A 13,460-nucleotide genomic window follows, 5' to 3' on the forward strand; every position below is an offset into this window, starting at 1 on the left:
TGTGACCGCGGTGAGACGCCGGGTTCTCGCCGCTTTCGCCGATGAACGCCGACACGACCTCCGATTTCTTTTCCCTCGGAAAAAGGAGTGCCCAAGGTGAGTTTCGCCGACGTTTCCTATGAACGCGTCAATGAATATATGGCCGTCAAGTTCAGCTTGGCGCGCCCCCACGACATCCGAAGCTGGTCTTTCGGCGAAGTCAAGAAGCCCGAAACGATCAACTACCGCACCTACAAGCCGGAAAAAGACGGCCTGTTCTGCGAGCGCATCTTCGGTCCGGAAAAGGACTGGGAGTGCTCGTGCGGCAAGTACCGCGGCATGAAGTACAAGGGCATGGTCTGCGACCGCTGCGGCGTGAAGATTGCGCATAGCCGCGTCCGCCGCAAGCGGATGGGCCACATCGAATTGGCCAGCCCCGTCGTCCACATCTGGTTCTTCAAGGCGGCGCCCAGTCGCCTGGGAACCCTGTTGGGGATGAAGGTTTCCAGCCTGGAAAAGATCATCTATTACCAGGATTACGTCGTCATCGAACCGGGCGACACGCCGTTGAAAAAGCTGCAACTCCTCACGGAGGAGGAATACCGTCAAGCCAAGGCCGAGTATCCCGAAGGGGCGTTCCAGGCCGACATGGGGGCCGAGGCGATCCGCAAGCTGTTGATGGACATGGACTTGGTCCGACTCTCGCGCGATCTGCGCGTGGAATTGAATGAGACCAACTCCAAGCAGAAAAAGAAGGAGCTGATCGCTCGCCTGAAGCTGGTGGAGTCGATTCGCGACAGCGACAACCGCCCCGAGTGGATGGTGCTCGACGTGTTGCCGGTCATTCCGCCCGATCTCCGCCCGTTGGTGCTGTTGGATTCCGGCAGCTTCGCCACCAGCGACCTGAACGATCTTTACCGGCGGATCATCAACCGCAACAATCGGCTCAAGAAGCTGGTCGATCTGAATGCGCCCGACGTCATCATCAAGAACGAAAAGCGCATGCTTCAGCAGGCCGTGGACGCCTTGTTCGACAACGGTCGCTGCAAGCGGCCGGTCGTAGGCTCCAGCAATCGGCCCTTGAAGTCGTTGACCGACATGATCAAGGGCAAGCAGGGGCGATTCCGCGAAAACCTGCTGGGCAAGCGGGTGGACTATTCGGCCCGAAGCGTGATCGTAGTCGGTCCGAGCCTGCGTCTGCACCAGTGCGGTTTGCCCAAGCGGATCGCGCTGGAGCTATACTCGCCCTTCATCATTCGGCGATTGCGCGAGTTGGGGCACGCCGACACGATCAAGAGCGCCAAGAAGATGCTTGAGCGGCGGGACGAGGAGGTGTGGGACATTCTGGAAGAGGTCATCCAGAATCATCCCGTCCTCTTGAATCGTGCGCCGACGCTGCACCGCATGGGCATCCAGGGGTTCGAACCGGTGCTGGTGGAGGGCAACGCCATCCAGTTGCACCCGCTGGTTTGCAAGGGCTACAACGCCGACTTCGACGGCGACCAAATGGCGGTGCATTTACCTCTATCCATCGAGGCGATCGTCGAAGCGCACACGCTGCTGATGTCGTTCCACAACATCTTCAGCCCGGCCCACGGCAAGCCCATCATCAGCCCTTCCCAGGACGTGGTCATGGGCTGGTATTACCTGACTTTGGGCCTGGCGGGCCGTCGCGGCGAGGACTCCGTATTCTCGTCGTTGGACGAAGTGGAATTGGCGCACTCCCTGAAAAAGGTCGATACGCACGCGCAGATCCGCGTACGATTGCCGGAGGGAGTTCGCGTCAAAGGACGACCCGACATCGCGCCGGGCGCCGTCATCGAAACCACGGTCGGCCGCGTCCTGTTCAACCTGATGCTGCCGAAAGGCATGTACTATTACAACGAGACCATGTCCGGGAAGGGGCTGGCCCAAGTCATCTCGGACTGCTACGAGTTGCTGGGACGTCCGGCCACGATCGACCTGTTGGACAACATGAATCGCATCGGCTTCCGGCAGGCGACCTTGAGCGGATTGAGCTTCGCCACCGACGACCTCTTGGTTCCGCCCAACAAGGCCAAGATCATCGCCGACGCCCAAAAGACGGTGATGCAAAAGCACCGGGCCTACGAGCGCGGCATCATTACCGAAGGCGAGCGGAAAAACGCGGTCTTGGACGCCTGGACCCACGCCCGGGAAGCCATTACCAACGACCTCAAGGAGTTGCTGGCGAACGACCGGCGATATCCGGGCTACGTCAACCCCATCCACTTGATGGCGGAGTCCGGCGCCCGCGGTAACATCGAGCAGGTGCGACAGTTGGCCGGGATGCGGGGTCTGATGAGCAAGCCGTCCGGCGAAATCATCGAGACGCCCATCAAAGCCAACTTCCGCGAAGGTTTGACCGTCTTCGAGTATTTCAGCTCGACGCACGGTGCCCGAAAGGGTTTGGCCGATACCGCCTTGAAGACGGCCGACTCCGGCTACCTGACGCGAAAACTGGCCGACGTCGCCCAGAACGTGGTGGTGACGATGCATGACTGCGGCACCACGCAAGGCGTGACCAAGGGAATCGTTTACCGCGGCGAAAAAGTCGAAGTGAGCCTGGCCGAAGCGATTCGAGGTCGTGTCAGCCGAGCCAACATCGTGAACCTGATCACCGACGAGGTGATCGTTCGCGAGAACGAACTGATCACGCCGGAAATCGCCCGTAAAATCGAGGAGAACAACATCCAACGGATCCAGGTTCGCAGTCCCTTGACTTGCGAGGCTCCGTTGGGCGTGTGCGCCTTGTGCTACGGCATGGACTTGTCGACGGGCCGCCTGGTGGAAGAAGGCTTGGCGGCGGGCATCATCGCCGCGGAAAGCATCGGCGAACCGGGTACGCAATTGACGATGCGGACCTTCCATATCGGCGGTACCGCGGCCCGAGCCTTGGAAGAAAGTCAGGTCCGCGCGCGGCAGGCCGGGCAAGTACGTCTGGTCCGCATGCAGGTGGTCACCAACGCGGCGGGAGAACGTATCGCGATCTCTCGCAACGGTCGCCTCCTGATTCTGGACGAAAAAGGCCGCGAACTGGAAGGATATGAAGTCCCCTTGGGCGCCCATCTCAAGGTGGACGACGGCCAACGCGTGGATGCGGGACAGGTTCTGTGCGACTGGGACCGCCACAACATCCCGATCATCGCCGAAGTCGGCGGGCGCGTCCGGTTCGAGGATTTGATCGATGGCGAAACGCTCCGCGCCGATCGCGACGCCGCCGGGACCATCCGAAGAATCGTCATGGAGCATCGCGGGGACCGGCAACCGCAAATCATCTTGGAGGACCCCGAGACGGGAAAAATCTTGGGTTACGAATACCTTCCGGAAAAGGCCCATATCGAAGTTGAAGAGGGGCAAATCGTTGCGCCGGGCACCCTGCTGGCCAAGCAACCGCGGGAAGTGACCGGGACCCAGGACATCACGGGCGGTCTGCCTCGGGTGACGGAACTGTTCGAAGCCCGCAAGCCCAAAGACCCCGCCATCATGGCCGAGATCGACGGCGTGGTCGAGTTGCTGGGCGAAAAGCGTCGCGGCAAGCGGACGATCATCATCCGCAGCGACAGCGGCATCGAACGCGAGCACATGGTTTCGCCCGGCAAGCATCTCCGCGTGCATACCGGCGACTTCGTCCGGGCCGGGGACGCCCTAGTGGAAGGTCCCCTCGTCCCGCACGACATCCTCCGCATCTCCGGCGAGGAAGCATTGCAGCAATACTTGGTCCGCGAGATCCAGAACGTGTACCGCCAACAAAAGGTGGAAATCAACGACAAGCACATCGAGATCATCGTGGCCCAGATGTTGCGCAAGGTCCGGGTCGAGAACGGCGGCGACACCGGCCTCTTGGAAGGGTCGCTGATCGACAAGTTCGAGTTCCGCGCGAAGAACGCCGAACTGATGAAATGCGTGAAGGTCGTCGATCCCGGCGAGACGCATTTCTCGGTGGACGAGATCGTGCCGCGCGAGGTTTTCGAACAGGAGAACACGCGGGTCGAGGCGGCGGGCAAGAAGCCGGCCAAGTGCGTCCCGCCGAAGCCCGCCGACGCCAGCACGCAACTGCTGGGCGTCAGCAAGGCCGCCGTCCAAAGCTCCAGCTTCATCTCGGCTGCCAGCTTCCAGGAGACCACCAAGGTTCTTACGGAAGCCGCATTGGCGGGCCGCGTAGACCGACTCGTGGGACTGAAGGAAAACGTGATTCTGGGTCGCCTCATTCCCGCTGGAACCGGATTCCGCAAATACCAACAGGCCGAGGTCCGATTGCGGCCTGAAGCCCTGGAGAGACTGGCGGCGCGGCGCCCGGCTGCGGCAACCTCTGACAGGTTCACCTTGCTCGAGGACATCCCAAACCCCCAGGAATCGACGACCTCGGCGACCGGATCCCAGGACGTCTTTAGCGGAGGGGACCCCTTCCCCTCGTTGGACGACATTGGCGAGTCGCCGATCGAAAGCGATCCGCAGGCCAAAGCCTCGGATCCCCAGTCGGGAACGTAAGAACTGCAAAGAAACCGTGTCTTCCGCATATTTTCTATTTCCTGTTTTCACATCGGGAGTGAGCTGGAACGGGAAGAAAGCGAAAAATACGGATGCTGGGCAGTTGAACAACGGGTAAGTCCAGTTTTAGCGAGTCCGGGCTTAGCCTTGCGCAGCGATTCGGTGCGAGGGGTGCCACATCACGCGTTTCGTAAGTCGCAGCGGCTTGACATTGCCGACCGAATTGTTAGGCTTATAGTTTCCCCCTCGGTCCTTTCGGGGATGCACGAGGAAAACGGCGTCGAACGGAGGACATCCCCTTGGGGAGGGCGTCCTTGGGCAGGAAGGTCCGCCGAGGCCGTCCACCCGGCGGAGTTGAAGGCGTTATCGACTAGAAGCGATTTGCTATGCCAACGATCAATCAGTTAGTCCGAAAACCGCGTCGGCCGAAACGAAAGTTCAGTAAGGCACCGGCGTTGGATCGCTGCCCGCAAAAGCAAGGCGTGTGCCTTATCGTCCGTACCATGACGCCGAAAAAGCCGAACTCGGCCTTGCGGAAGATCGCCCGGGTCCGACTCAGCAACGGCAAGGAAGTCACGGTGTACATCCCGGGCGAAGGGCACAACCTGCAAGAGCACTCGATCGTGCTGGTGCGGGGAGGTCGTATCCGCGACTTGCCCGGCGTCCGCTATCAGGTCGTTCGGGGTACGCGAGACGCGGCAGGCGTGGCCGATCGCCGGCAGTCCCGCAGTCGTTACGGTGCCAAGAAGCCTGGTAAATAGCTCCGGCACGGTTCCAATCGGATCGACATGTGTTAGATCGCGTGAACTGCGACGGATCACTCGCGACCATCAATTCCCTTTTGTTGTTCGGTTCTTTGACGGTGGGATATGGGACGGAAAACAGCCAGTGAAGCCACCCTGAAGCCTGATCCGCGTTACGGATCGCTTCTGGCCGGGAAGTTCATCAATTGCATGATGTGGGACGGCAAGAAGAGCACTGCCGAAACCATCTTCTATCAGGCGTTGGATATCCTCGCGGAAAAATATCCCGACAAGAGTCCGATCGAGGTCTTCACCGAGGCGATCGACAACGTCAAGCCGAACATCGAAGTTCGATCGCGCCGGGTCGGCGGTGCCTCTTACCAGGTGCCCATGCAAGTCAACAAAAAGCGGCAGCAGTCCTTGGCCATCCGCTGGGTGCTTCAGGCCGCCCGCGACCGCAAAGGCAAGCCCATGCACGAGAAATTGGCGGCGGAGTTGGACGCCGCTTACAAGCGTGAGGGCGCCGCGATGACAAAACGCGAAAACGTACACCGCATGGCCGAGGCCAACAAGGCATTCGCGCATTTTGCCTGGTAATGAATTTGGAGTAGCAAGACGCCGCGCCGAATCACCTTCGGTGCGGTGTTGTTTTGCGCAGACGGAGTTGGACGAGCGGAATCGGCCCGCCGCGACGCGGACAATGATATCGCGGTCCGGCCCCGATTCGCCGCACCACGGGAAGCGGCGGGGACTTCGGCCCCCGGTGAGGTAACCATGCCAAGAGACATCAACCTGATTCGAAACATCGGGATCGTCGCCCATATCGACGCCGGGAAGACGACGCTCACCGAGCGGATGCTGTACTATTGCCACTTCATCCATCGCGTCGGCATGGTGGACGAGGGAACCACCACGACGGACTACGATCCCGAGGAGCAAGAACGGGGCATCACCATTCTGGCCGCCTGCGTGACCTTCGATTGGAAGGGGTATCACATCAACCTGATCGACACGCCGGGGCACGTGGACTTCACGGCGGAAGTCGAGCGAAGCCTCCGCGTGTTGGACGGCGCGGTGGTCGTATTCAGCGCCCGGGAAGGCGTCGAGGCTCAGAGCGAGACCGTTTGGCGCCAGGCCGACCGATACCGCATTCCCCGACTCGCTTTCGTCAATAAGATGGACCGCGAAGGCGCGGATTTCGAGGCCACGGTCGAGGAAATCCGCGACCGATTGGAATGCCGACCGGTTGCGATCAACATCCCCATCGGGGCGGGTCCGGCGCATTATCCCGATCCCTTCGTCGGGGTGATCGACCTCATCCGCATGAAGGCGTTGCGATTCGAGGAACAAGACCGCGATGCCTTGGTGTTGGAGGAAGACATCCCCGAACCTCTCCGGGAAAAGGCCGCCCAGTGGCGGATGCGGATGCTGGACCAACTTTCCCTCTACAGCGACCACATGACCGAGTTGCTATTGGCCGAAGAAGAGGTCCCCGAGGACCTGATCCATGAGGTCTTACGACTGGCGACCGTTCAAAACATGGTGGTGCCGCTGATGTGCGGAACGGCCCTACACGGCATCGGCGTTCAACCGGTACTGGATGCGGCGGTGCGCTATCTTCCCAGTCCGGTCGACATCCCGGCGGTCGAAGGCTACGACGTGGAAAAACCCGATCGCAAGTTGACCCGCAAGGCCGATGCCGACGAACCGTTCTGCGGCTTGGTCTTCAAGATCCAACCGGAACGCTACGGCGACTTGGCCTACGTTCGCGTCTACTCGGGACGTCTCAAGGCGAATAGCCGCGTTCTGAACCCCGGCAAGAACAAGAAAGAAAACGTCCCGCAATTGTGGCGGATTCAAGCCGATCGCCGCGAGCAAATCGACGCGGTCGAGGCCGGCGACATCGTGGGCATCATGGGAATGCGATTCTCGATCACCGGGGATACGCTGTGCGATCCCAAACATCCCATCCTGCTGGAATCGATCGTCTTTCCGGAGACGGTGGTGGATACGGCCATCGAACCGGAGACGACGGCGGACCGAAAGAAACTGATCGAGGTCTTGGAACTGATGAAGCGTCAGGACCCGACCTTCCGCTATCGCGAAAACGAAGAGACGGGGCAGATTCTGATCAGCGGGATGGGAGAATTGCACCTGGAGGTCATCACCCACCGCCTGCTCCGCGAGTACCGCTTGCGATGCCGGGTGCAGAAGCCGCGCGTCAGCTATCGGGAAACCGTCGAGAAGGCGGTGGAGGCGGTGGGGCAGTGCCATCGCAATTTGGGCGGCCAGCAACTTTGGGCCGAGCTTTCCATCCGCATGGAACCGTTCGACCAAGGCGCTAAGCCGGTGGTGGTGATTCCGGAGTGCGGCGACGCCTTGCCGCCGCCGTTCCTCAAGGCCGCCTGGGAAACGCTGGAGCAGCACGGCGAAGGCGGCGGACTGCTGGGCTTTCCCTTGATGCACGTCAAAGTGGCGATTTTGGGCGGTCGCGTCCACGAGACCGATTCCAACGAACTGGCCTTTCGACTCGCCGCGGCGGATGCCTTTGAAAAGGCCCTCCGCATGGCCGGCGTGGTCCTCTTGGAACCGATCATGAAGATCGAGGTCACCGTTCCCGAGGAATTCGTGGGCGACATCCTCAGCGACCTACAGCAGCGACGCGGCGAGATCGTCCGCACTACCGTCCGCGGCAAGAATACGATCATCGAAGCCCGGGCACCGCTGGCCAATCTGTTCGGCTATAGCAACGCGGTCCGCGGCCTGAGTCAAGGTCGGGCATCGGCGGCCATGGAACCGCTGACGTACGGTCCCGCTCCGTCGGAAGTCCTGGCCAGTTTTCTCTGATATTCCCACTTGGCCTAACGTCGCTACTGCTCCTCATTCGCATCGTCGGATCGAATTCGCACCGAGTCCGATCGACGCTCCTTCACCGGGCCGCGGCAGGGTCCCGCCTCGGCGCCGCTGCGCCCGTTGGGGAGGCGATATCCTGGGACGAGTCCTCATGAAATGCCCGTCGCAACGTCGCCGCGGAGGGCGATCGGGTGAGAACGCTGATCAGCGGAAACAGCAGCATGGGCACCGCCATCGCGGTGACGGACGCCACGGGCACAAGACGTTCGCCCCACCACAGAAAGAGGATATTGGCAAGGCCGACGCCGACCAACATGCAAACCAATGCGGCGGTCGCCGTTCCCCGCCGCCAATAGAGACCGTAAAGATAGGGCGCCAAAAAGGCACCCGCCACGGATCCCCAAGAAAGCGACATCAGGGTAACGATCACGGCGTTCTCTTGCTGGGCGATGAAAAACGACAAGGCTACGAACACGCCGCTCAAGAACCGCATCAACGCCAGCGATCGCCGATTGGATGCCGCCGGGTTCACGTGTCCCTTGTACAGATCGATGGCGATCGCCGAAGACGACACCAAGATGAGCGAGGAGAGCGTGGACATCGAGGCCGAGAGTACCAGCAACAGGATCAATGCCATCAATCCCGACGGCAGTTCCCGATAGAGCAAGTCGGGAATCAACCGGTCGAAGGGGTTAGGCCCCTCGGGAAGTCGGTCCACGAACACGTGAGACAGCGATCCGGTCAGATACGCGCTGACCCCAATGACCAGCGCGAAGACGGTGGTGACGACCGCCGCCCGGCCGATTTGGCGGGGATCCTTGATCGAGTAGAACTTCTGCACCATCTGAGGCAATCCCCAAACGCCGAACGACGTCATCAGCACCAGGGACGCCAGCAAATAGGTCGGCGGTTGATTCTCGGGCGGGATGTGCCGTGCATAATTGGCCGCCGCAGTTTCTAGCGCCGGGAACAGACCGCCCGCCCTGCTGAGCAAGACCGCCGTCATGGCCGCGGCACCGCCCAGCATGATGATTCCCTGAATAAAATCGGTCAGCGTGATCGCGAAATATCCCCCAAGGATGAGATAGATTCCCGTCACCACGGTCATCGCCAAAATGGCCCACTCGTAGGGAATGTGAAACTGAACCTCGAACAGGTGGCCCAACCCTTTGTAAACGGATGCCGAGTACGGCAGGAGAAAGATGAAGATCAGCATGGCGGCGATGATCTTTAGTCGCGGCGATTCGTATCGCGCATCGAAGAATTCCGGCATGGTCATGACGTTCAACCGCTGCGTCATGACGCGGGTTCGGGGACCGAGGATCAGCCAAGCGCCGAGCGATCCGATCAAGGCGTTTCCCACGGCGATCCACAGACTCCGCAGACCGAATCCCCAGCCCAATTTTCCGGCGAAGCCAATGAACAGGACGGCGGAGAAATAGCTGGTCCCGTAGGCCAGGGCCGAGACCCAAGGCCCGATCGCCCGACCGCCGAGAAAGAAATCGTTGAGCGTGCGAGTCTTCCTCAGCCCCCACCAACCGACACCGATCATCAGAAGCAAGTACAAGAGGATGAGAAAAATCGCATACGTCATGGGGCGTCTCTTCTTATGAGCTTTTGGTGGGGTCGCCGTGCGCCACGGCGACGGCACCGCCGCACCGCGTCCGATCAATCGTCGAGGAGTTTTCGCCGGTCGACGACCCGCGCCGCCTTCCCTTCGAACCGTTGCAACATGCGGGGACCCACCAAATTCACCCGCATATGGAGCCCGGTCACGGTGTGAATTTCCGCGATGATGGCGTCGCGCAACCGCTGCATCTCGCTCATCTTGTCCGAGAACCAGTCCGCGGTGACTTCCACGTGGACGGTGACTTCATCGCGGCGTCCCGGTCGATCGACCTCGATTTGATAGTGCGGCGTCGTCCCCTCCACTTTGAGCAAGGCCTCCTCGATCTGTGAAGGAAAGACGTTGACCCCGCGGATGATCAGCATGTCGTCCGTCCTTCCGCGGATGCGGGCCATTCTGACGCCGGTTCGACCGCAGGGGCACGGCGCATCGTCCAGCATGGTGAGGTCGCGCGTGCGATAGCGCAACAGAGGCATGGCCTCGCGGGTCAAAGTGGTGATGACCAGTTCCCCGGGACTCCCCGGCGGTACCGGTTCCAGTGTTTCCGGGTCCAGGCACTCGACAAGAAAGTGATCCTCTTGAATGTGCATGCCGCAGCGAAGACGGCACTCGCCGCTGACCCCCGGTCCAATAGCCTCGCTCAGACCGTAATTATTGAACGCCGTGATGCCCAGCCTCTTTTCGATCTCGCGGCGCATGGCCTCGGTCCACGGTTCCCCGCCGAAATGACCGAATCGAAGGGCGAGCGTCGCCGGATCGACGTTCTCGCTTTGCAGTTCATCGGCGATGGTCAGTGCGTAACTGGGCGTGCAAATGAGGACTTCGGGCCGGAGATCCCTAAGCAACAGCACCTGCCGCCGCGTATTGCCGGATGCCGCCGGAATAACGGCAGCGCCCACGGTCTCCACCCCGTAATGCAGGCCGAATCCGCCCGTAAACAACCCGTAACCGAAAGCAATCTGCACCGTGTGGTGAGGTCGCAATCCTCCGGCGACGAGAAATCGCGCACAAAGGTCGCCCCACATCGCGCGATCTTGCGCCGTGTAAGCCACGAAGGTGGGTTGCCCCGTCGTACCCGACGAACCGTGATACCGCACGATCCGCGACCGTTCGACGGCCAAAAAGCCCAACGGATAGTGATCGCGGAGGTCGGATTTGGTGGTGAACGGCAAGCGTCGGAGGTCGGCGAGATCACGAATTTTGTCGGGATCGACGCCCGATTGGGCGAAGGCCTGCTTGTAGAACGGCACCTCGGCGACGCGCCGCACGCACTCCCGCAACCGGGCCAGTTGCAAGGCCCGCAATTCCTCACGCGGAAGCGTCTCCGCGCTATTCCAAATCAAGTTTTCAATGGGAGCGGCGTCCATGAACACACCTACGCCTCGTTTTCACGCAGAGTTGCCGCCGGGAACCGCGGTTGAGCCAAGATCGATTCATTCCGATCGAGCGCGATCCGCACACGCCGAGATCGGTTTCCCGGGGCGGGCGGACGGCGAAGAAGAACCGTCCTCACGCTTTGGCCCGCTCGAACAGGTCCACGCCTTGAAGCACGTTGAAACCGCGGCGTTGAAGCGCCGTGATGGCGGCGTCCGGATCATCGAAGCGAAAGATCATGATCGCCCTGCCGCCGGAGCGGAACGTGAAGGCGTACATATACTCGATATTGATGCCCGCCTCTTGCACAACGCTCAGCAACTCGGCCAAACCGCCGGGACGATCCTCGACCTCCGTGGCCACGACGTCGGTGACGGTCACGACGTTGCCGGCCTTTTCCAAAACTTCCTTCGTCTTGCCCCAGTCCTCGACGATCAGGCGAAGGATGCCGAATTGCTCGGTGTCCGCCAAGGACAGCGTGAGGATATTGATCCGATTCTCCGCAAGCAATCGACAAACCGCGCTCAAGTGGCCCGGTTTATTCTCCAAAAAAAGTGATATCTGCTTGAGTTTCATTGCTTCCCTCCCAAGACCGGCGACGACGGACGACCGCGGCGAACGCCTCCCTGCCAGGACGGACTTGCCTACCGGGAAAATTCGATCATAACGGAAATCTGGGGCGACGGGCAATCGCCGCGATCGCGAGCGAGGCCGATCAAGCGAGATCGGCCGCAATCAAGATCGCGTTCCACGGCAAGAGGGGTTACGAAAATGCATGACGAGTGGAGTCCCGGCAGTTGGCGGCGAAAACCGTTGGCGCAGCCCATCGACTACCCCGACCGCAATCAGTTGGAAGATGCGATTCGCCGACTGTCACGTTTTCCGCCGCTGGTGACGAGTTGGGAAATCGAAACGCTCAAATCCCGCCTGGCCGAGGCCGCGCACGGCGAAAGATTCCTGTTGCAGGGAGGAGACTGCGCGGAAACCTTCGAGGATTGCTGCTCCAGCATCATTGCCAATAAGCTCAAGATCCTGCTCAAGATGAGCCTGGTGCTCATGTTCGGCGGCAAAATGCGGATCATTCGCGTCGGCCGGATGGCGGGTCAGTACGCCAAACCGCGTTCCCAGTTGGAGGAGACTCGCGGGAACACGACGCTGCCGACGTATCGCGGAGCCATGATCAATCGGCCCGAGTTTTCGCCGGAGGCTCGCACGCCGGACCCCGAATTGATGATCCAGGCCTATCTGCACGCCGCCTTGACGCTGAACTTCGTCCGCTCGCTGATCCACGGGGGATTCGCCGATTTGCGTCATCCCGAGTTTTGGGACCTCCGCTTCGTCGATTTCTCGTCGCGGTCGCACGAATATCGGCGCATGCTGAAAGAGATCGGAGGGGCGGTCAGCTTTCTGGAGGCCGTGGCGGAGCGATCCCTGGCGGAGTTGGGTAAGGCGGAGTTCTTCACCAGTCACGAGGGCCTGCATCTGTGGTACGAACAGGCCCAAACGCGCCGCGTGCCGCGACGGTCCGGCTGGTACGACCTTTCCACGCACTTTCCTTGGATCGGCGACCGCACGCGGGAAATCGGGGGCGCCCACGTCGAATACTTTCGCGGCATCGCCAACCCGGTCGCCGTCAAGATCGGACGGAGTTGCTCGCCGCACGAATTGCTGGAGTTGGTCCGCGTCTTGAATCCCGACAACGTCCCCGGAAAGCTGACCGTCATCCACCGCTTTGGAGCCGATCGGATCGCGGAGTGCCTCCCGCCGCTGGTCGAGATGCTGAAGCGGCACGATCGCCGCGTGGTGTGGTGCTGCGACCCCATGCACGGGAATACCATCTCCCTGGGCGACGGGCTGAAGACGCGGCGATTCGACGACATCCTGCGCGAGGTCGTGCAGGCCTTTGCGATCCACCATGCGATGGGCGGGAGACTGAACGGCGTGCACTTCGAATTGACCGGCGAGGACGTAACGGAGTGCATCGGCGGAGCACGCGGCACCAACGAGGCCGACTTGCGCCGCGCCTATCAAAGCCAGGTCGATCCCCGCTTGAATTACGAGCAGGCCATGGAGATGGCCTTGCTCATCGCACGATGCATGAGAGGAGAAACCGTTTCCTAACCGGTGCCCGGCATCGGCCTAGGCGGTTTACCGTCCGACATTCGGCTGTTCCTTTCCGTGCTCCGCAGGCCTGCGGGGATTCGCACATCGAGGACCGCCGAGAGTACGCCGCCTCCAAGCTGCGCAGCGGGTCGGTCATTGCGACCGCCGAACACCCGCCTGCCACCCGTTCGCACGCGAGGGCGGGCTAACTCGGGCAACGAGTGCGACGCACGATCACACCGAAATCCGAGGCCGGACCGCAGAACCAAGCG

8 protein-coding genes are annotated in these 13,460 nt (G+C 61.1%); 5 read left to right on the forward strand and 3 right to left on the reverse strand.

The window, feature by feature from the left end; translation table 11 throughout:
• Positions 1-138 precede the first annotated feature (138 nt).
• From rpoC to fusA, 4 genes are all read left to right on the forward strand, one after another.
• Positions 139-4,488, forward strand: a complete 4,350-nt coding sequence (rpoC, locus tag ACYQ6J_RS12265) for a DNA-directed RNA polymerase subunit beta' (protein ID WP_460185546.1) — start codon at positions 139-141, stop codon at positions 4,486-4,488.
• A gap of 386 nt (positions 4,489-4,874) precedes the next feature.
• Positions 4,875-5,249, forward strand: coding sequence for a 30S ribosomal protein S12 (gene rpsL / locus ACYQ6J_RS12270; RefSeq protein ID WP_460184473.1), 375 nt, complete (start codon positions 4,875-4,877; stop codon positions 5,247-5,249).
• Between the two features lie 108 nt (positions 5,250-5,357).
• Positions 5,358-5,828, forward strand: coding sequence for a 30S ribosomal protein S7 (gene rpsG / locus ACYQ6J_RS12275; RefSeq protein WP_460184474.1), 471 nt, complete (start codon positions 5,358-5,360; stop codon positions 5,826-5,828).
• A 177-nt stretch (positions 5,829-6,005) separates the two neighbouring features.
• Entirely contained in the window at positions 6,006-8,078 is a 2,073-nt protein-coding gene (gene fusA, locus ACYQ6J_RS12280) for an elongation factor G (protein ID WP_460184475.1), read from the forward strand.
• An 82-nt stretch (positions 8,079-8,160) separates the two neighbouring features.
• Here fusA and ACYQ6J_RS12285 read toward each other — a convergent pair whose 3' ends face one another.
• From ACYQ6J_RS12285 to ACYQ6J_RS12295, 3 genes are all read right to left on the reverse strand, one after another.
• On the reverse strand, positions 8,161-9,678 hold the full coding sequence (locus ACYQ6J_RS12285) for a sodium:solute symporter family protein (RefSeq protein WP_460184476.1): 1,518 nt from the start codon (positions 9,676-9,678) through the stop codon (positions 8,161-8,163).
• A 74-nt stretch (positions 9,679-9,752) separates the two neighbouring features.
• Positions 9,753-11,078, reverse strand: a complete 1,326-nt coding sequence (locus ACYQ6J_RS12290) for a phenylacetate--CoA ligase family protein (protein ID WP_460185547.1) — start codon at positions 11,076-11,078, stop codon at positions 9,753-9,755.
• A 142-nt stretch (positions 11,079-11,220) separates the two neighbouring features.
• Positions 11,221-11,661 (reverse strand): ACT domain-containing protein, encoded by a 441-nt coding sequence (locus tag ACYQ6J_RS12295; protein WP_460184477.1) that lies wholly within the window; start codon positions 11,659-11,661, stop codon positions 11,221-11,223.
• 195 nt (positions 11,662-11,856) lie between these two features.
• Between ACYQ6J_RS12295 and ACYQ6J_RS12300 the strand changes: the two genes are divergently transcribed.
• A complete protein-coding gene (locus ACYQ6J_RS12300; RefSeq protein WP_460184478.1) occupies positions 11,857-13,206 on the forward strand; it encodes a 3-deoxy-7-phosphoheptulonate synthase class II in 1,350 nt (449 codons plus the stop codon).
• Positions 13,207-13,460: the final 254 nt, after the last annotated feature.

It is taken from the genome of Thermopirellula anaerolimosa (assembly GCF_054657335.1).

Bases quoted from the DNA above. Each gene is read 5' to 3' on its own strand.
- rpoC (WP_460185546.1), top strand. From the start codon at position 139: ATGGCCGTCAAGTTCAGCTTGGCGCGCCCCCACGACATCCGAAGCTGG.
- rpsL (WP_460184473.1), top strand. From the start codon at position 4,875: ATGCCAACGATCAATCAGTTAGTCCGAAAACCGCGTCGGCCGAAACGA.
- rpsG (WP_460184474.1), top strand. From the start codon at position 5,358: ATGGGACGGAAAACAGCCAGTGAAGCCACCCTGAAGCCTGATCCGCGT.
- fusA (WP_460184475.1), top strand. From the start codon at position 6,006: ATGCCAAGAGACATCAACCTGATTCGAAACATCGGGATCGTCGCCCAT.
- ACYQ6J_RS12285 (WP_460184476.1), bottom strand. From the start codon at position 9,678: ATGACGTATGCGATTTTTCTCATCCTCTTGTACTTGCTTCTGATGATC.
- ACYQ6J_RS12290 (WP_460185547.1), bottom strand. From the start codon at position 11,078: ATGGACGCCGCTCCCATTGAAAACTTGATTTGGAATAGCGCGGAGACG.
- ACYQ6J_RS12295 (WP_460184477.1), bottom strand. From the start codon at position 11,661: ATGAAACTCAAGCAGATATCACTTTTTTTGGAGAATAAACCGGGCCAC.
- ACYQ6J_RS12300 (WP_460184478.1), top strand. From the start codon at position 11,857: ATGCATGACGAGTGGAGTCCCGGCAGTTGGCGGCGAAAACCGTTGGCG.